This is a genomic window from Bacillus cereus group sp. N21, from assembly GCF_016483395.1.
GTDB classification, from domain to species: Bacteria; Bacillota; Bacilli; order Bacillales; family Bacillaceae_G; genus Bacillus_A; species Bacillus_A pseudomycoides.
In genome coordinates, this window is record NZ_JAEHBX010000027.1 from 48,605 (window position 1) to 67,617 (window position 19,013).

Sequence of the window (19,013 nt, forward strand, 5' to 3'; positions counted from 1 at the left end):
TTTCACATCTTTCCCCTTACAATGTCATATGAATCGAAATTCTCCCTAAAAAAGAGAAATGGGACATAATGTCCCATTTTCATCCTTTCGTACCTCCAGCTGTTAAACCAGAAATAAAATATTTTTGCAATGATAAGAACAAAATTGAAATCGGTATAGCAATTAATACGGAACCCGCTGCAAATGTTGTAAATTCATTACCAAATTTCTTCGCTACCATTTCATATAATCCAACAGCTAATGTATAGTTTTCTGGTGTCCGTAAAATGATACTTGCTAAAATAAAATCTGTAAACGGACCAATAAAGGTAAATAAAGCTACAACTGCCACAATTGGTTTTGCGAGCGGCATAATAATTTGCCAAAAAATCCGGAAGTGCCCTGCCCCGTCCATACGAGCCGACTCATCTAATTCTTTTGGAATCGTATCAAAGTAACCCTTCATAAGCCACGTATTCATTGGAATTGCTCCGCCCACATAAATTAAGATTAACGCTAGATGCGTATCAATTAATCCTGTCAACTGCGCTAATACATAGAGTGCGATTAACGCTGAAAAATTCGGTATCATTTGTAGAATTAAAAACGTTAATAATCCATTCTTTCTTCCGACAAAACGATATCTTGAAAAAGCATAAGCGGTGAAACTAATGGATAGTACTGAGAAGATCATCGTCAATACACTAACTTTCAGTGTATTTTTGTACCAAAGTAAATAATTACTCTTATCAAGATTAAGTAGGTCTCGATAATGATCTAGCGTTGCATTTTTCGGAATAATACTTGATCCTGATAAACTATCTCCTGGATTAAACGATGAACCAACAATCCATAGTAATGGATAGAAAATAATGACACACATTATGAAAATGACGAAATAACTTAATGAAAGACGTAACATCTTCTGTCGTTTTATATTCATTTACATCATATCCTCTTCTTGGAATGATTTTGTTCTTTTAAATTGCCATAACGCCACAGAAATAACAATTAACGATAAAATCATCGTAAGTGCCGCTGCTTTTCCGTATTGCGCTGATGTCATTGTTAATTTATAGATCCAGGAAATTAAAATATCTGTTCCACCTGCATTTTGTCCCGAAACAGCAGGCCCCCCGCCATTAAATAGGTAAATAATACTGAAATTATTAAAGTTAAATGTATATTGTGTAATTAAGATTGGTGCTGTTGCATATAGAACAAGCGGCAATGTAATTTTACGAAATTGTTGCCATGCCGTTGCTCCATCTACTGTAGCAGCTTCATACAATTCCCCTGGAATCGATTGCAGTATACCTGTTGTCATTGCAAAAATAAATGGGAAACCAAGCCATGTTTGAATAAAAATCAAAGCAATTTTTGCCCAAAATGGATCTGTCATCCAAGCAATTTTTTCAATTCCAAATAGCGCTAACACTTGATTATTAATTGCTCCAAATGATTCATTGAACATACCAGCAAAGACAAGGATGGATACGAATGCTGGAACTGCCCACGGTAAAATAAAGATTGTACGAATCACTGCTTTCCCTTTAATACCAGGCTGATTCACTAATATTGCTAAGAAAATTCCAAGTGCTACTTGTAAAGTAGTCGCGACAAATGTCCAAATCACAGTCCAAGAGAATACACTTAAGAATGTATCCCTCCACATTGGTAATGTGAAAATATCAGTAAAGTTTTTAAAACTAACCCACTCGACTAATTTCGCTGGTGGAGAATGATATAAATCATAGTTTGTAAATCCAATTAAGAATACGAAAATAATTGGAAACACAACTACAAAAATCAATAACAGAAATCCCGGAGAAACCATCAAATATGGAAAACCTTGATCTAATAAATTACGGTATTGTTCTTTCACAGAATTTAACGGTATTCCTATATCACGTTTTTTCCCATTTTGATAGGCATCATATAAATTAAAAGCATATATTCCTAGTCCAAACGCAATAACAATTAGTGCTAAAATCCCTTCTACTAATAGAAAGATAGAATGATCCCGAGGAACCTCTGTACCAAGTGTAACAATTCCCCACAATCCCATATTTAACAAATCCGCAAATGCTACGATAAATGAACCTGTTAATACAAGAAAGATAAGAGCTTTTACATATTGTTTATTGTATATTTGACCAACGCCTGGAATGATTGACAACATCGCGGCTGTTTTGCGGTATTTTGAACCATTTACCTCTTGCATTGGTTCAATGGATGCTTGCATATTTCTTCCCCCTTTTTTCTTCCCCTTGGAAGGAGGAGAATTCGTATCCCTTCTTTATAAGAGATACGAATTCCGTCTTATTTTTGCTTACTATGGTTTGCTTCAATGTTTCCTTTAATTTGTTTCACAGCTTCATCAAGTGCTGGTTTTGGTTCTTGTTTTCCAGCTGCAAGTAACTCTAATGCAAATCTTGCAGGCTCCCATACTTCTTGCATTTCTGAAATATTCGGCATTGGAATACCTGTCTCAGCCTGTTTCGTTATTGCTTTTGCAGCTTCACTGTCTTTAATCATTGGATCTTCCATTAATGATTTTACAGGCGGAATTTCTTTTGATTTTTCATAACGAATTTTTGCATTTTCTTCATTTGTTACCCAATCAACAAATTTCGTTGCTAAATCTTTATTTTTTGAAAAGCTTGTTACATGCCATCCTTTTACACCAACAAAAGTTTTCATCGGTTGACCATTTGGTAATTTTGGCATCGGTGCTACACCATAATCAATTCCGTTTTTCTCCATAGCTTGAAATGCCCATGGACCATTCATAATGGATGCAGCTTTTCCTTCATTAAACAATCCATCTGCAGCTGCCCCACCAGACTCACCAATAATACCTTTTGGGAACAAGTTCTCCTTGTACCATTTTTGAATATATTCCATCCCTTGTACCGCGCCACTACTATTTAATCCGATATCGGCTGTATTCGGTTTTCCATCTTTCTCACCAAATACATACCCTCCCATACCAGCCATAAATGCATTTGCAAAATATAAATTATCTCCTAGTGCTAAAAATCCGTACTTACCATCTTTTGTGAAATCTTTCGAGAAATTATATAATTCATCCATTGTTTCTGGTGCCTTTGGCATAAGCTTTTTATTATAAATAAATACAGGTGTTTCGATCGCCTTTGGCAAACCATATAATTTCCCTTTATATGTTTGAGCTTCTATAGATAAATCGGTAAATTTGCTCTTTACAGCATCATCAACCTTTACTTCATCAATTAACCCTTCAGTAACAACATTTCCAATATGATCATGCGGTAATGTTACAACATCAGGTCCGGTACCTGCTGGACCATCCAAACGTAGTTTTTTTGTTTGATCTGTCATTTGAATTTCGGCCACTTTTACTTTTACATTATATTTTTTTTCAAAGCTTTTTACTGCTGGTTCTAATGCAGGACCTTTTTTCAGATCTTCCCAAACAAGAAGGTCATAATCTTTCTTCTCTTTACTCGCTTCCTTTTTTCCTGAATCTTTCGGACCACATGCCGATAACATACCAATTGTCAAAGCTGAAACTGTTAATAATGATAATGCTTTCTTCACCCTCAAAACCTCCCTAAGTTATATGTAATAATCGACTAAAATGAAAACGTTTGCACTTACAAGTTTTATAGAAGCGCAAACAATCTTCTAATCTATGAAAACGTTTGCGCTATTTGTCTATCATTATACATTCTTTTATATATTTTGCAAATATTTTCTTTATGTATTTTTCAAAAAATTCATGAAGTCTTTCTTTATATCCATTGACTTTATATAAAATGAATACTACTCTTATAAGCAATATTGAAGTTATATAAAAAGCAATCGTTTGCAATATATTATTATTTATCGAGATATCAAAGGGGGATTTTCTATATGTTTAAAGAAGCAATATACCATAGACCGAAAGATAATTACGCATACGCTTACGATGAAAAAACGCTCCATATTCGATTGCGCACAAAAAAAAATGATGTAGATATCGCCTCACTCATTCATGGCGATCCTTATGAATGGCAAGATGGAAAGTGGATCACAGCAAACATACCGATGAAAAAGAGCGGCTCAACAGATTTATTTGATTATTGGTTCGTTTCAATCGAACCGAACTTTAAGCGCTTACGATATGGATTTGAACTAAAAAATAATACAGAAACGATCGTCTATACAGAACGCGGCTTTTTCCCTGAAACACCTAATGATGATGTTGGCAACTTTTTTTGCTTTCCATTTATTCATGAACAGGATGTTTTTAGAACTCCTTCATGGATAAAAGATACAGTGTGGTATCAAATTTTCCCAGAACGTTTTGCTAATGGAGATCCTTCATGTAATCCAGCTGATACTCTTCCTTGGGGGAGCACTGATCCAACAACTACTAACTTTTTTGGCGGAAATTTCGCTGGAGTTATCCAGCACCTTGATTACCTTGTAAAACTTGGTATTTCCGGAATCTACTTCACTCCAATCTTTACAGCACACTCTAATCACAAATATGACACAATTGATTACATGGAAATTGATCCGCAATTTGGGACGAAGGAAACTTTTAAAAAACTTGTTAACGCCTGCCACAAGCGAGGTATAAAAGTAATGCTAGATGCCGTTTTTAATCATAGCGGATATTTCTTTGATAAATTTCAAGATGTTCTCAAAAAAGGAAAGCAATCTCGCTATACCAACTGGTTTCATATTCACGAATTTCCAATTGTAACAGAGCCACTTCCGAACTACGATACCTTCGCCTTTACACCATATATGCCTAAATTAAATACAGCCCATCCAGATGTAAAAGAATACTTACTCAAAGTAGGGCGTTATTGGGTACGAGAGTTTCACATTGATGGCTGGCGCCTCGATGTAGCAAACGAAGTTGATCATAGCTTTTGGAGAGAATTCCGTAGTGAAATAAAAGCAATTAACCCTGAAGTCTATATTTTAGGAGAGATTTGGCATGATGCTCAGCCATGGTTACAAGGTGATCAATTCGATGCCGTCATGAGCTATCCTGTTACAAATGCTCTGCATTCTTACTTTGCAAACGAAACAATTGAGGCAAGTGAATTTATGGAACAAATTACAGCTTCTCTTCACTCCTATTCCATGAACGTAAACGAAGCTGCTTTTCATCTATTAGACAGCCATGATACACCGAGAATTTTAACAACCTGTAAAGGAAATAAAAATAAAGTAAAACTACTTTATTTATTCCACCTTTCTTTCATCGGTTCACCATGCGTTTATTACGGTGATGAAATCGGTATGGATGGCGGAATGGATCCTGGGTGCCGGAAATGTATGGTCTGGGATGAAGATAAGCAAGATACAGTATTATTTAAGCATATACAAAGATTAATTTCATTACGAAGACAATATAAAGCATTTGGTGGACATGGATTATTCCAATGTATTGAAGTAAACGATGAACAAGGTTACATTTCTTATACGAAAACATACGGAGAAGAAACGATATTTTTTGTTTTAAATCCAACAAACCAAGAAATTTCAGCTCCTATACCTTTTGATATCGCCGGTAAAAAAATTGTAAATTTATATACAAACGAAGAATTTTCAGCAGAAGCAGACTCATTACAGGTTACACTTCCACCATATGGATTTTCAATTTTGAAATGGTAAAATATAAAAGCCTTGTGTCATTTCTGACCCAAGGCTTTTCATTATTTTAACTTGTATACCCTCGCTTCATATGGCTGTAAATCGATACTCTTAATTGTTTCATTTTGCACATCATAATTGTGTATCAATAATTCTGAACTATTATAATTTACCTCTTCTGGTATTTCAAATACACACTCATTCTCAGTAAAGTTCGCAATGACAAGTACTTTCTCATCTTTCCATGTCCGCATATAGGCAAAAACAGATGGATGTTCTTCAAAAATTAAATCATATGTTCCATACACAATGATTTCATGTTTTTTACGAAGTTCAATTAATTTTTTATAGTAATAAAAAGTAGAATTTTTATCCTGCAACGCTTGTGTCACATTAATTTCTTTATAATTAGAATTTAATGCAATCCATGGTTCTCCAGCTGTAAATCCAGCGTGCTTTCCATCATCCCATTGCATTGGTGTTCTAGCATTATCTCGCCCTTTTATATAAATCGATTGCATTACTTTTTCTTCATCTTCACCACGCTCTATTACTTTTTCACGGTACATATTCAGCGTTTCAATATCTCGGTACTCATCAATCGAATCAAAGTGAACATTTGTCATCCCAATTTCTTCTCCTTGGTAAATATAAGGAGTACCTTTCATCATATGAAGTACCGTCGCTAACATTTTCGCTGATTCTATGCGGTATGTTTTATCGTTACCAAAGCGTGAGACAACACGGGGCTGGTCATGATTGTTCCAATACAAACTATTCCATCCTGTTTGTTCCAACGCTTTCTGCCATTTTGTTAAATTACGCTTTAACGTTAAGAGTGAGCATGGCTTTACGTCCCATTTTCCTCCTTTTCCAGAATCTAAATCCATATGTTCAAACTGAAATACCATTTGTAATTCTTGACGTTCTTCAGCTGTATACAGTTTAGCCTCCTCTGTTGTTACACCCGGCATTTCACCAACAGTCATAATATCGTATTTCGACAATACTTTCTGATTCATTTCATGTAAGTATGCATGAATATTTGGTCCATTCATAAAGTATTGATGGCCTGATACATAACCTTCTTTCTCCGTTTTCACAGTTGGTAATCCCTCTGTTTTAGAAATAAAATTAATCACATCCATACGAAAACCATCGATTCCTTTTTCAAGCCAAAACTCCATCATCTCATAAACATCTTTTCGCACTATTTCATTATCCCAATTTAAATCTGGTTGCTTTTTAGAGAATAAATGTAAATAATATTCATCTGTCGCTTCATCATACTGCCAAGCAGATCCACTAAAAGCCGCTTCCCAGTTATTTGGCTCTTTTCCATCTTTCCCAGGACGCCAAATATAGTAATCTCGATACGGGTTATCTTTTGACTTACGAGATTCGATGAACCAATTATGTTCATCAGAAGTATGGTTAACAACTAAATCCATCATTAATTTCATATCACGTTGATGCATTTTACTTAATAAGTCGTCCCAATCGTTCATTGTTCCAAACTCATCCATAATATTACGATAATCACTAATATCATAGCCATTATCATCATTGGGAGATTCATAGACTGGTGATAACCAAATTACATCTATACCTAAGTTTTGTAAATAATCAAGCTTTGAAATGATTCCGCGAAGGTCACCAATTCCATCACCATTACTATCCATAAAGCTACGTGGATAAATTTGATATACAACACTTTCTTTCCACCATTGTTTTTCCATCATGCTACCCCATTTCATTTTTAAATCGAAAAATCCAGGCGCAAACGTTTTCATTAATGAATGATAACAGATTTTAAAACAAATGAAAACAGCGCTTACATTTTTCTATTTTAATTTAGCCAATTTTCACAGAGAAGAGGCTTTATCTATTAAATATCCCCCCCTTTATGAAAACGTTTTATTTTTTTGTATCATTTTTATTTATTTTTTAAATACATTCGTTTATAATGAACTCAAAGAAAACGTTTGCATAATTTTTCTAGGAGGAAAAGTCATGGCAGAACTAAAGTTAGAAAATATTTATAAAATTTATGATAATAACGTAACAGCAGTAACAGACTTCAATTTACATATTCAAGATAAAGAGTTTATCGTTTTCGTTGGTCCATCTGGCTGTGGAAAATCGACAACATTACGAATGGTAGCTGGACTTGAAGACATTTCAAAAGGGGAATTTTCTATTGATGGTAAGGTAATGAATGATGTTCCTCCAAAAGATCGCGATATTGCAATGGTTTTTCAAAACTATGCACTCTATCCACATATGAGCGTTTATGACAACATGGCATTTGGATTAAAACTTCGTAAAATCCCAAAAGACGAAATTGACCGCCGCGTAAAGGATGCGGCTCAAATTCTAGGACTTTCGGAATATTTAAATCGAAAACCAAAAGCATTATCTGGTGGACAACGCCAACGTGTTGCGTTAGGTCGTGCTATCGTTCGTGACGCAAAAATTTTCTTAATGGACGAGCCATTATCAAATTTAGATGCAAAATTACGTGTAGCGATGCGCTCAGAAATTTCTAAACTGCATCAAAGACTTGGGACAACAACAATTTATGTAACACATGATCAAACAGAAGCGATGACAATGGCTTCACGCCTTGTCGTTATGAAAGATGGAAAAATTCAACAAATCGGTTCACCAAAAGAAGTATATGAAACACCGGAAAATATTTTTGTTGGTGGATTTATTGGCTCACCTGCAATGAATTTCTTCCATGGTAAATTAACAGAACAATACTTTGTTATAGATGATAAGGTAAAAATCAAAGTATCTGAAGGCAAAATGAAGTTATTACACGAACAAGGTTATGTGAATCAAGAAATTGTATTGGGGATACGTCCAGAAGATATCCATGACGAACTTTTATTTTTAGAAGCTTCACAAGGTACAACATTTACAACTCAAATTGAAGTTGCTGAACTATTAGGTGCAGAATCTATTTTATATATGAAACTTGGAAATCAAGATTTTGCAGCCCGTCTGGATGCAAGACATACCTTTACACATGGTGATCAAATCAAACTTGCATTCGATATGAATAAGGCACATTTCTTTGATAGTACGACAGAAAAACGTATTCGATAAAGCATCACTTTTCTTTACGTCATACAGATACAAAAAAACCGTCCACATATGTATTTTGGGCGGTTTTCTACTATTATACTAGGGTTCCTACTGTATGAAATGACTGTTCTTTTGTACTAATAATACCGAAAATAGGTAAATCAGTTAGCATTACTTCTTCTTGATGTTTCATAAAAGATGACGTCAATTGTTTTATTTCTATCAAAACGCCATTAATACAAAGTACATTGGAATCGTTCTCTTGTTGACGTGAGAAAATAGAATCTATTTTATATAAACCAGCATTATTAAAGAGCATATCAATACGATTATAAGCGTCAATAGCAACTTCAATGACACGTTGCCAATCTCCTTGTTTCGCCATATCATGGGTAACAAAAAGGGCTTCACCACCTAAATCTACAATTTCCTCCGCTGTTGCTTGTCCATTTTCCTGATCAATATCCGTCACAATTACTTTTGCACCTTGTTCTGCCAACAAAAGAGCCGTACTACGTCCAATACCGATGCCACCGCCAGTTACAACGGCAACTTTTCCTGCAAGCTTCATCGTCATTACCCCTTTTGTAAGTCTTACCGTCATTCAGTATACTCCTTTCGCCTGTAGCTCTGCAAGCAGGAAAAGCCAACACTCCCATTTGTAAACGTTCACTTATTTGTTTTCCCTTTTTTCTTATTATTGTATTGATCAAAAGCTAGACCGATAAAAATAAGTATCCCCAAAAAAATTAAGTTACTTTCTGTCATTTCGATCTCCCCCTTGTTATACAACACATCTGTTTCATTTATCATATCATTTTCCTGATTTTCAATCTAATTAACAAAAAAATAGAATATGTTAAAAAGTTTGGCTTTTGCTTACTTTCTAACACATCCTACATCAATATGGAGGGTACTCTATAGGAGATGTCCGCCCTATATGAACTCCATTATACCTATTAAATTTATCGAATTTTGTAAAAATTTAAGGGTACATATATTTTTTTAATACGTCCTAAACATAACTCTTTATCATTCTATCCTAGTATTCTTTAAACGAGACTCATCACTTTCGTTTTCATAATTAAGTCATGGAACCCACAATTATCGTGACGGAACAACATCATATATACGTTACAGATAGATGGAATTCCAAGTAACAATATGTTTGGTAATAACAATACAAAGAACCGTACTGTTAGCCTTTGAATTGTTAACTTTTCACTTGTTAATGATACAAGTCTTGTTCGGGTTATTTTTTTACCAATTGTACAGCCATTCCATATAAATGGAACAAAAATAAAATAGATAGCCATTAATATAAAAACAAGCGCAAGATCATATCGATAATCACCTAAGCTTATATTAAAACGATTGAAAATGGCCCCATAATTCCCCGTTACAACTGCCACAACAGCACCGTACATAACCGAGATTAAAAACATATCGATAATGGAAGCACCTATGCGATTCATTACTACCGCTGGACGATGCATCTTTAACTTCATTTTATGTCGACTCCTTTGTATCCTTCTTTACCTGTCTCATCGTACCATTTCTAAAAACCATTGTAAACAACTCATATATTGGCGTTTCTTTTCCTTTTCTTGTACAATATGTTTACCACAAGCATTTTATAAGGAGGTTCTCATATTGAAGCGATTGATGACCGTAATTGCCATTATACTTTTGACTGGTTGCACAGCAAACTCTAACCATTCAGCTTATACCATCAATGAAGAATATGAACTAATAAATACTTCCGGAAATGCATTTGAACTTTTTCCAAAACAAGACGCTGTATATGCTACACAACATGTCCCAGCTAAAATTGTAGAAATTGCATGGGACGATATATATATTATTGCAAAACAAATTGAAGAAAAATCCGATCCCAATAACCCAGAATCTAGTATTACAAATAAACGGAGCGAACATTACTGGATTATTGATATGAACAACAATCGTCGTTTTGGTCCTTATAATGAAAAACAATTTCAGGAACAAAAAGAAGCATTTCGAATTTCTGAACAATTACAAACCGTAGAAACCTATTTAAATGAGCAAAACAAACGGTCAGTAAACGCCTAATAACGGCTGTTTATTTCAAGAACCAAAAATAGTATATTTTTTTCAGTCCATTTGCTGATTTTTATAGCTTGGATGTTCCCCTGTTATCGCGATAACAGTACCGCATTTTTCACAAATTTCTACCTCTGCGACTGCTTGTGCAAATAAAGTAAGATAACCTTTTTGGTCTGGTGCTATCGTTGCTTTTTCTATCTCCTTACTACCGCATTCGTAACATCTTTTTTCCATTTTTCTTCCCCCTTTGCACTTTATAATACATTCGCTTTGGTTTGACAAATTTCCTGTTCTTTTTCTATACAAAAAACATCTCACTTAGACAGTGAGATGTTAAATGTTTGCGGTTCTGTAACCGTTTCATGTGTATCACCCGTTGCAAGAACATCTGTTGTAAATGAGATTTGAGTAATCTCTTTTTTCTCATCCTCGAGTATTAATCCAATTATCCCTTCCCTCGTCTCACCTGGTTTATACTCTTCTCTTGTAACACTTTTTGTACCTACAAGCGTATCCTCTTCATATAAAAAGTTTTGTTTTGGGACATTAAAGTGCTGCGTTTCATTAATAGTAATATCATTCATAGAGAAAAACTGCATGTCTTTATCTCCACTATTTTCTACCTTATATGTAATTTCAACATAACGCACTTTATCTCCAATGTCTTTTCCACTTAACGAAGCGTACAACTCAGCATCTTCTCGATTGACTTTGTCTCCAAGTCTACGCTGCACTTCTTCTGGACTTAATGCTGTATATACTTTCAATGTATCTTTTGCATCTTGACTCATTTGTGATAATGCAATAACCTTTACATCTTGTACATGAATTTTCATTGGAGCTACTTCAAACGTTTGATTAACATGTTTTAACCTCTCTAATTTAAATGTTCCCCATCCTTTTTCTTTTACAACCTGTCCAACTTTCTTTAATTCCTTGCCACCGTATTCAGTTGTTTCTGGAATAGATTCTTTCTTTACTTCTTTTTTTTCTTCCTTTTGAAAACAACCGCTTAACAAAACGATAGAACTACATAAAATACAAATACTTTTCCATACTTTCATCATCTTACTCCTAACACTCTCATTCATACTAACTCGATTCTTCTCTTGTTTCGTATATTGCGGAAACAATGAATAGACCACAAAAAACACTTGTAAATCCAGAAACTATTATACTCCCTATTTGTAAAATTTGAAAATAGGGGTCTAGCAACGCGCGCATAGTAAACACTACTAACGCCGTAATCATCGTCCATCCCCAATATTTCCTTTTCTCTCTTGCTGAAACTATATCTACTTTTATTTGAAAATCTCGATGTTTCCATAGAACATATATAAGCAGCAAAAAAACAAGACATGTACTCCCGTGCTGCATGAATTTATATATCGGCATGGAATATATATGTTGTTGTAGAGATGGTAAATTCATAACAAAATAACCCATCTTATGGGTAAAAGCATCCCAAACGACATGTGTAAGCATACCGAATAATGCAGAATAGAGAAAAACAAAAATTTCTTTCCCTGAAGTAAGCCTCCATGGAATAGATGCTACATAACGATAGTAGACTGAAAACGAGCGGTAAGTTCAAATAAAAGAACCCTAAATGTATGTCCAATGACACCATATGGTCGAAAATGCAAAAAATATTCAAAATCGGGTACCATACTTCCTAATACTAGCGCTGTTACTGAAACATATCGTTGTTTCTTGCAAAAAGGAATGACAGCAGCAGGATGCGCAAATGTAAACGGCATATGTTACTCCCTTCTGAAACTAAAAAAATATTTCTATGTAAGACACCCTCTATCATAACGATATCGATTCTTGATATGCAACACTTATTTTGACATTGGAATATCCACAACTTACATGATACAACCCAAATGTAATATTTAGGAAATGGAAGTGATATCATTTTGTCCCTAATGTTTGTCTTCCTCCTTATTCTATTAGAACTTTTTATAACCGCGTATATAGGCTTTTTTCTATGGAAATATATAAAAATAGTAAAGTATATTCCAAATCTACTAGGTTTTATAGCTACTATACTGATTTTTATTATAAAGAGAAACACCTACGGCTGGGAAGGACTAGGTTTCTCGGCTTTGCAAGTTGCCTGATCCTTGTACTTACTGCTATATTAGAAACAAAATCTTCAACGAATTGAGGTATATATTTTGAATGAGCGTACAGCCTTTCTAAAGAACGTCTCCTTACAAAAAGAACATATCCCTAATTTTTCCGTGTATCCATATTGCTTACCCGCTATCCGAACATTACAATCACTAGACTTCCATCCAAATGTAACATTTATAATTGGAGAAAATGGAACTGGGAAGTCTACATTGTTAGAAGCCCTCGCCATCGCTTTAGGATTTAATGCGGAAGGTGGAACAAAAAATTTCCGTTTTGCTACACATGATTCGCATTCATCCTTACACAAATATATTCGTGTAGCAAAAAGCGTCGCGACACCAAAAGACGGATTCTTTCTGCGAGCAGAATCATTTTATAATGTTGCTTCTTATATCGATGAAATTGATTCTGAACAATTTTTGGGAGGTAAGGTTATTGATTCATATGGTGGTATTTCCTTACACAATCAATCACATGGTGAATCATTTTTTTCTTTATTTATGAACCGTTTTACAGGACAAAGCTTATATATTTTAGACGAACCTGAAGCAGCTTTATCTCCAATGAGGCAGCTTTCTATGCTCATTCGTATGCATGAATTAGCAGAGCAAGGATCACAATTCATTATCGCAACTCACTCTCCTATTTTGATGGCTTATCCAGAGTCCAATATATATTCTTTCTCACAAGAAGGAATCACAGAAGCAATCCTAGAGGAAACTGAGCATTATCAAACGATGAAACTCTTTTTCGAGAATCGGGATCGCTTGTTTCATCATTTGTTCCAATCATAAAGCAAAAAGGTAATATTACTCGTTGATACCCAAAAAAAGAAGGAGCAGCTCGCTGCTCCTTCTTTTTTATAGTGCTTCTATAAATAACGCTACTCCAATGCCACCACCGACACAAAGAGATGCAATTCCTTTTTCTAAACCTCGTCTTTTTAATTCGTGAATTAAACTTACCGTAATACGTGCACCTGTGCAACCAATTGGATGTCCAAGTCCAACACCACTTCCGTTGACATTTACTTTCTCACGATTTAAGCCAAGTTCCTTCTCAACCGCTAAGTATTGTGCAGCAAAGGCTTCATTGATTTCCAATAAATCAGCATCTTCTAATGACCAATTTACTTTCTCTAAACCTTTACGAATTGCTGGTGCTGGACCAATCCCCATAATCTTCGGATCTACCCCAGCTACAGAATAACCAACAATTCTAGCTAATGGTTGTAAGCCTTTCTCCTTAGCCTTTTCTTCACTCATTAATACTAAAACTGCACTTCCATCATTAATACCCGAGGAATTCCCTGCAGTTACTGATCCACCTTTACGAAATGCTGGCTTTAGCCCCGCCAATTTTTCTGCTGTAATATCTGCACGTGGATGTTCATCTTTTGAAAATACTACTTCTTTTCTACGCTCTTTTATTGTAATAGGAACAATTTGCTCATCAAAATAGCCTGATTCAATTGCCTGAAGCGCTAATTGATGGCTACGTAGCGCAACTTCATCTTGTTCCTCCCTTGTAATCTCATATTGTTCAACTAAATTTTCCGCTGTTTCGCCCATCATAATATGATGCAACGGATCTTCTAAAACTTCCCACACCGTATCACGAATTTCTCCGTGCTGAAGACGTTGTCCCCAGCGGTGCTGTTTCAATGCATAAGGGCTTGAGCTCATCGCTTCTACTCCACCTGCAACAACAACTTCACTTACGCCTAATTGTATTTGCATTGCCGCTGACATAATCGCTTGCATACCTGAAGAACATTGACGCTGGATTGTATAACCTGTAACTGTATCTGGAAATCCTGCTGCTAATGCAGCTGTTCGCGCTGTATTCGCCTCATCTGTTCTTTGAATACAATGACCTAAAATCACTTCATCAACTTCATGTGGTTCCACTCCGCCTCTTTTTACAGCTTCCTGAAGTACAGGAACAGCTAATTCCACTGGTGTTACATTTTTTAATGCCCCTCCAAAAGTTCCAATTGGTGAACGAACTGCAGCTGTAATGACAACATTATGCATCTTGCACTTGCCCCTCTCTTATGTACCCTAGTAAGTTTTTGGATGGTATAACATAAGATGTATATCTGCATTTATCATACTACAAATATACCAAAAAAATCAAAATATTTAATATAATAAAAATAGGAGGAATATTCCCTCCTATTCTGTTAGTGCATATAAAAATTTTTGTAAAATTTTCTCTGTTGTTTTATTTAAATTTGGCAACTTTTCAGCAGGAAAATATCGAAGGTCCAACCCTTCTTCATCAAGCTTTATTTCTCCGCTCACATAATGTGCTTGATATAGATGAATCACATTATAAATTTCATCCCCATTTGGATAACGATAATATACATCTTTCCCAGAAAGAACACCAAGAAACTGCAACATCCTCGCTTCTAACCCAGTTTCTTCAAATAGCTCTCGTCGAGCCGTTTCTTCCGTCGTTTCTCCTAGTTCCATCGCGCCACCTGGTACACCCCAATCATATGTATCCGAACGATATTGAAGCAATACCTCTTGTTTTTCGTTTAAAATAATCACAGCTGCTCCTACAAGAATGAGCGGCCTTGTACCGACTGATTTTCGTAATTCTTCAATATACCCCATTATATAAACTCTCCTTTCCTCTCCTTCCTTATCATAGCAAAATTCCTTATTTTTTTGTGTGATGTGAAAAAATATTCCTACTAACAAAAAAAGGAAGCATTCGCTCCCTTTTCATTACATTTATTTTCGAAAACTTTCATATTTAACTGCTTCAAATGCTTTTTCAATCTCTTCATTTCGATAATGAACGTATGTAAAGCGCCCTAATTCTACTAACCGAGCGATTTCTTGTAATGTTTTTTGCTGCTCATATGTCTCTTCAATCGTTACCTGTACATAAAATTTCATAAGTGGATGTTCATATAAAGACTCTCCAACTTCCACATATACATCCTTCACCCCTTGAACCACCTTTACATAACTTGCAAACTGGTAAACAGCTTCTCGGTCTGATACAATTTTTAATGTATACATACATTCTCCCCCTTTTCTTTTACTATAGCAGAATAAATAACATATAATGTAATTAAACTATGAATATTTTTCGACTTCTTTTACTCATTCTTATATTCCGTTCTGCATTAATCTATATTTTGCTTGTCAGTCAAAAAAACAGCTATCAATAAACAAATTACACCAATGTACCTTCTCTCAATTTATATAAATATTGGATTTTTTTCAATTTATTAAAATACATCCCTTTATAGGGTTTATATCCATACATAGTACTTTCCCGTCACATACAGTATAGCAATAGACTGTTTTCCATTTGAGGTGTTTCTAATGGATCCATACGTAAATATATGTATTTGCATTACTCCAGGCTCCGATATTACAGACGACCGTATTGCAAAAGACTTAGCAGTCGCCGAATCAATATGGCAGCCAATTTCATTTCAAATTAAAGACGTTATTATACTAAATGAATCATTTAGATTTCACGATGGTGAAATTAGTTATATTGATTCTATCCAAATCCAACCAAAAGTTTCTTCTTTTTTTAACACTTGCTCATCACAAATTCCAAATTGTGACATTTATATTTGTTATATTGGAAGCAATTATTTTAAAGAGCAATCCGTAATTGCATGTGCCTATTCATTCGTTATAAACCAAATCCTCACAGGTTATATCATCCTTACTAACGCCGCTTCTCCTATGAAAAATATATATACGCTTGCTCATGAAATTGGTCATATTTTATTCACACGACGTATAGAAGGGAAACTTACACATGCTGACCCTCACTCGCAAACCGGCTCTGAACATCACCCTTCTTCCACAAACCTCATGTATCCAATTGTACCTCGTCCTGATCAAGTACACATTGATTCTTTATTAACAAAAGAACAGCGAGCATTATCTTTACAAAGTTCTTTATTACACAAAGAAAAACAGTAACCCATTCGTTACTGTTTAAAATAAAATATTCCAGTCTATATGCCCAATACCGGCCACAAAGAAAAGGCGATCCTATATATTCACTTTTCTTGTCTCTAATTTTGTATGAATCATTACAAGAACAAATAAAATAGCTAATTTTATAAACCCTATCCGAAAAGCCATTTTACGGGAAGCTATATTAGGTGCTACAAGTGCGATCATTCATGCCATACCCAATACATTGAACGAATGAAATCTGTAATGGCCCGTTATCATTTACAATTAAAATGGAAGCAATAACCCAAAATACAACAATATTCATCACTGTATATCCGATTTGTTTCCAGCTCTCTCTTGGATCTTTTTCCATTACCCGAACAAGCTCATTTACATATACTTTCGGTGAGCTTCCAAAAATATCCTCTATACTTTTCCCATCATTCTCACCTTCAATTAAGTGTAGTTCTGCATCTTCTAAAAAACTCTCAATATCACTTTCTTTGATACCCTTTGCCGCCAAAAAGATTCGCGCCTCCCCTTTCCTTTCAGCAAACGCCCTACACTACTTTGCATCGCTTCCCAGCGATCCATAAATTCATCCAGTGTATCTTCACCTTTTTATGTTAATATATAATATTTTCGCTTTGGACCAGATGGAGATTCCTTCATTGTACTTGTTATTAGCCCTGCCTTTTGCATCCATATTAATAACGGATAAATACTTCCTTCACTTGTCATTGTGAAACCATACTTGGCTAGCTTTTCACTCATTTCATAGCCATATATTTCGCCTTCAGAAATAATGGCAAGGAGACCTCCTTCTAAAATCCCTTTCAGCATTTGACTTGTCGACATGATCCAAATCCTCCCTCTATCTTGTTATGCAAGATAGATAACCACATTTTTCCCAAAATCTTTGCAGGATTTTCATTACACCTCCTCTAAATAGAGCAATAAGATAAATTCTATATAAAGGGGTGTTTTTCATTGTGGTTACAAATCGTGTTGTCTTTTTAACAGGTGCTGCAAGTGGTATTGGTTATGAAATGGGAAATGCATTTGCAAAAGAAGGAGCACAAGTGGTCATTAGTGATCGCCTTGAAGATCGTGCAAAGGAAGCTGCCGAACAGTTGCGCAAGGAAGGATATGAGGCAATCGGTCTAAGATGTGATGTTACATCTGAGCAAGAAATATCAGAAGCTATTTCTGAAACTATTACTAATTTCGGCTCACTTGATGTGTTAATAAATAATGCTGGTATGCAACACGTCTCACCAATTGAAGAATTTCCAACCGATAAGTTTGAACTTCTTATTCAAATCATGCAAATTGCGCCGTTCATTGCAATAAAACATGCGTTTCCAATTATGAAAAAACAAAAGTATGGACGAATTATTAATATTGCATCTATTAACGGTCTTGTCGGATTTGCTGGAAAGGCTGCCTATAATAGTGCCAAACACGGTGTGATTGGTTTAACAAAAGTTGCTGCCTTAGAAGGAGCTGTACACGGCATTACTGTAAATGCTCTTTGCCCAGGCTATGTTGATACGCCTCTTGTCAGGAATCAACTCCAAGATTTAGCAACAACACGAAACGTTCCACTAGAAAGGGTATTAGAGGATGTCATCTATCCCCTCGTACCTCAAAAACGATTGCTAGCTGTTCAGGAAATTGCCGATTATGCTTTATTTTTAGCAAGTGAAAAAGCAAAAGGAATAACCGGCCAAGCAGTTGTTATTGATGGGGGTTATACGACGCAATAATCTTTGTTACAAAAGGCTTTGCTCATTGAGAGCAAAGCCTTTTGTCATTTTGTTTCGTGTGGAGCTTCATACCTTGTCATCTGTTGTGGTAATTTCTCAATTGCAACAATTACACCATCTAATTTACTTTCAATACGATGCAGTAAATATAATGTCACAACAATTGGAAATCCAACATTACCGATCATAGATATCCATTCCCCCATCTATTTCCCCTCCTTTCTTTTAAATAAATAAGCAAAAGAAAGGAAATTGGGCAATAAAAAAACAAGCTACTGTATATTATGAACTGTACCCCGAATCGTGGACACTTAAAAAAAGTCCATGCTTCGGGGTTTTTGTGTATCTTTACACTCATTCC

19 protein-coding genes and 3 pseudogenes are annotated in these 19,013 nt (G+C 35.2%); 6 read left to right on the forward strand and 16 right to left on the reverse strand.

Annotation, left to right across the window (positions count from 1 at the left end; genetic code table 11):
* Window positions 1–79: 79 nt before the first annotated feature.
* The 3 genes from malD to JDS96_RS16300 form a co-directional block, all read right to left on the reverse strand.
* Window positions 80–922: a maltosaccharide ABC transporter permease MalD gene (gene malD, locus JDS96_RS16290; RefSeq protein ID WP_016116108.1), complete on the reverse strand. Its 843-nt coding sequence runs from the start codon at window positions 920–922 to the stop codon at window positions 80–82.
* Window positions 923–2,224, reverse strand: a complete 1,302-nt coding sequence (locus JDS96_RS16295) for a sugar ABC transporter permease (protein WP_006095830.1) — start codon at window positions 2,222–2,224, stop codon at window positions 923–925.
* A gap of 77 nt (window positions 2,225–2,301) precedes the next feature.
* Window positions 2,302–3,561: a sugar ABC transporter substrate-binding protein gene (locus JDS96_RS16300; protein WP_199667390.1), complete on the reverse strand. Its 1,260-nt coding sequence runs from the start codon at window positions 3,559–3,561 to the stop codon at window positions 2,302–2,304.
* A gap of 315 nt (window positions 3,562–3,876) precedes the next feature.
* Here JDS96_RS16300 and JDS96_RS16305 point away from each other — a divergent pair, with 315 nt between their 5' ends.
* Window positions 3,877–5,637, forward strand: a complete 1,761-nt coding sequence (locus tag JDS96_RS16305) for an alpha-glycosidase (RefSeq protein ID WP_199667392.1) — start codon at window positions 3,877–3,879, stop codon at window positions 5,635–5,637.
* A 41-nt stretch (window positions 5,638–5,678) separates the two neighbouring features.
* On the opposite strand, the gene JDS96_RS16310 is transcribed toward JDS96_RS16305, so the two are convergent.
* The gene (locus tag JDS96_RS16310) at window positions 5,679–7,355 is read right to left on the reverse strand and encodes a glycoside hydrolase family 13 protein (protein WP_199667393.1); all 1,677 of its coding nucleotides are present in this window, start codon (window positions 7,353–7,355) and stop codon (window positions 5,679–5,681) included.
* A 274-nt stretch (window positions 7,356–7,629) separates the two neighbouring features.
* On the opposite strand from JDS96_RS16310, the gene JDS96_RS16315 reads away from it, so the two are divergent.
* A complete protein-coding gene (locus tag JDS96_RS16315) occupies window positions 7,630–8,730 on the forward strand; it encodes an ABC transporter ATP-binding protein (protein ID WP_199667395.1) in 1,101 nt (366 codons plus the stop codon).
* A gap of 73 nt (window positions 8,731–8,803) precedes the next feature.
* Here the strand turns inward: JDS96_RS16315 and JDS96_RS16320 are convergent, their stop codons facing one another.
* From JDS96_RS16320 to JDS96_RS16330, 3 genes are all read right to left on the reverse strand, one after another.
* Complete coding sequence (locus JDS96_RS16320) at window positions 8,804–9,313, reverse strand: SDR family NAD(P)-dependent oxidoreductase (protein ID WP_199667397.1); 510 nt, start codon at window positions 9,311–9,313, stop codon at window positions 8,804–8,806.
* A gap of 65 nt (window positions 9,314–9,378) precedes the next feature.
* The gene (locus JDS96_RS16325; protein WP_199667399.1) at window positions 9,379–9,477 is read right to left on the reverse strand and encodes a flagellar motor protein; all 99 of its coding nucleotides are present in this window, start codon (window positions 9,475–9,477) and stop codon (window positions 9,379–9,381) included.
* Between the two features lie 284 nt (window positions 9,478–9,761).
* The gene (locus JDS96_RS16330; RefSeq protein WP_016116115.1) at window positions 9,762–10,217 is read right to left on the reverse strand and encodes an RDD family protein; all 456 of its coding nucleotides are present in this window, start codon (window positions 10,215–10,217) and stop codon (window positions 9,762–9,764) included.
* A gap of 145 nt (window positions 10,218–10,362) precedes the next feature.
* Between JDS96_RS16330 and JDS96_RS16335 the strand changes: the two genes are divergently transcribed.
* A complete protein-coding gene (locus JDS96_RS16335; protein ID WP_199667401.1) occupies window positions 10,363–10,800 on the forward strand; it encodes a DUF3997 domain-containing protein in 438 nt (145 codons plus the stop codon).
* 42 nt (window positions 10,801–10,842) lie between these two features.
* Here JDS96_RS16335 and JDS96_RS16340 read toward each other — a convergent pair whose 3' ends face one another.
* The 3 genes and pseudogenes from JDS96_RS16340 to JDS96_RS16350 all read right to left on the reverse strand — a co-directional run bounded on the left by JDS96_RS16340 (window position 10,843) and on the right by JDS96_RS16350 (window position 12,554).
* On the reverse strand, window positions 10,843–11,028 hold the full coding sequence (locus tag JDS96_RS16340; RefSeq protein ID WP_003199887.1) for a hypothetical protein: 186 nt from the start codon (window positions 11,026–11,028) through the stop codon (window positions 10,843–10,845).
* An 80-nt stretch (window positions 11,029–11,108) separates the two neighbouring features.
* Window positions 11,109–11,861: a hypothetical protein gene (locus JDS96_RS16345; protein ID WP_029426884.1), complete on the reverse strand. Its 753-nt coding sequence runs from the start codon at window positions 11,859–11,861 to the stop codon at window positions 11,109–11,111.
* 25 nt (window positions 11,862–11,886) lie between these two features.
* Window positions 11,887–12,554, reverse strand: a pseudogene (locus JDS96_RS16350) (DUF4184 family protein).
* Window positions 12,555–12,977: 423 nt separating this feature from the next.
* On the opposite strand from JDS96_RS16350, the gene JDS96_RS16355 reads away from it, so the two are divergent.
* On the forward strand, window positions 12,978–13,730 hold the full coding sequence (locus JDS96_RS16355) for an AAA family ATPase (protein ID WP_018764815.1): 753 nt from the start codon (window positions 12,978–12,980) through the stop codon (window positions 13,728–13,730).
* Between the two features lie 66 nt (window positions 13,731–13,796).
* Here the strand turns inward: JDS96_RS16355 and JDS96_RS16360 are convergent, their stop codons facing one another.
* From JDS96_RS16360 to JDS96_RS16370, 3 genes are all read right to left on the reverse strand, one after another.
* Window positions 13,797–14,972, reverse strand: coding sequence for an acetyl-CoA C-acetyltransferase (locus tag JDS96_RS16360; RefSeq protein ID WP_003199883.1), 1,176 nt, complete (start codon window positions 14,970–14,972; stop codon window positions 13,797–13,799).
* Between the two features lie 141 nt (window positions 14,973–15,113).
* Window positions 15,114–15,563: an NUDIX hydrolase gene (locus tag JDS96_RS16365; protein ID WP_199667403.1), complete on the reverse strand. Its 450-nt coding sequence runs from the start codon at window positions 15,561–15,563 to the stop codon at window positions 15,114–15,116.
* Between the two features lie 120 nt (window positions 15,564–15,683).
* Window positions 15,684–15,977 (reverse strand): DUF3928 family protein, encoded by a 294-nt coding sequence (locus JDS96_RS16370; RefSeq protein WP_003199881.1) that lies wholly within the window; start codon window positions 15,975–15,977, stop codon window positions 15,684–15,686.
* 309 nt (window positions 15,978–16,286) lie between these two features.
* Between JDS96_RS16370 and JDS96_RS16375 the strand changes: the two genes are divergently transcribed.
* Complete coding sequence (locus JDS96_RS16375) at window positions 16,287–16,904, forward strand: ImmA/IrrE family metallo-endopeptidase (RefSeq protein WP_003199880.1); 618 nt, start codon at window positions 16,287–16,289, stop codon at window positions 16,902–16,904.
* A gap of 138 nt (window positions 16,905–17,042) precedes the next feature.
* Here the strand turns inward: JDS96_RS16375 and JDS96_RS16380 are convergent.
* Both JDS96_RS16380 and JDS96_RS16385 read right to left on the reverse strand, forming a co-directional pair.
* Window positions 17,043–17,412: pseudogene (locus JDS96_RS16380) on the reverse strand (HAAS domain-containing protein); the annotation flags it as partial.
* Window positions 17,361–17,741 (reverse strand): annotated as a pseudogene (locus JDS96_RS16385) (PadR family transcriptional regulator). The pseudogenes JDS96_RS16385 and JDS96_RS16380, both read right to left, overlap by 52 nt.
* A 134-nt stretch (window positions 17,742–17,875) precedes the next feature.
* Here JDS96_RS16385 and JDS96_RS16390 point away from each other — a divergent pair.
* Window positions 17,876–18,652, forward strand: coding sequence for a 3-hydroxybutyrate dehydrogenase (locus tag JDS96_RS16390; RefSeq protein ID WP_003199877.1), 777 nt, complete (start codon window positions 17,876–17,878; stop codon window positions 18,650–18,652).
* Between the two features lie 44 nt (window positions 18,653–18,696).
* Here JDS96_RS16390 and JDS96_RS16395 read toward each other — a convergent pair whose 3' ends face one another.
* A complete protein-coding gene (locus tag JDS96_RS16395) occupies window positions 18,697–18,858 on the reverse strand; it encodes a YvrJ family protein (protein WP_016116126.1) in 162 nt (53 codons plus the stop codon).
* Between the last annotated feature and the right edge of the window lie 155 nt (window positions 18,859–19,013).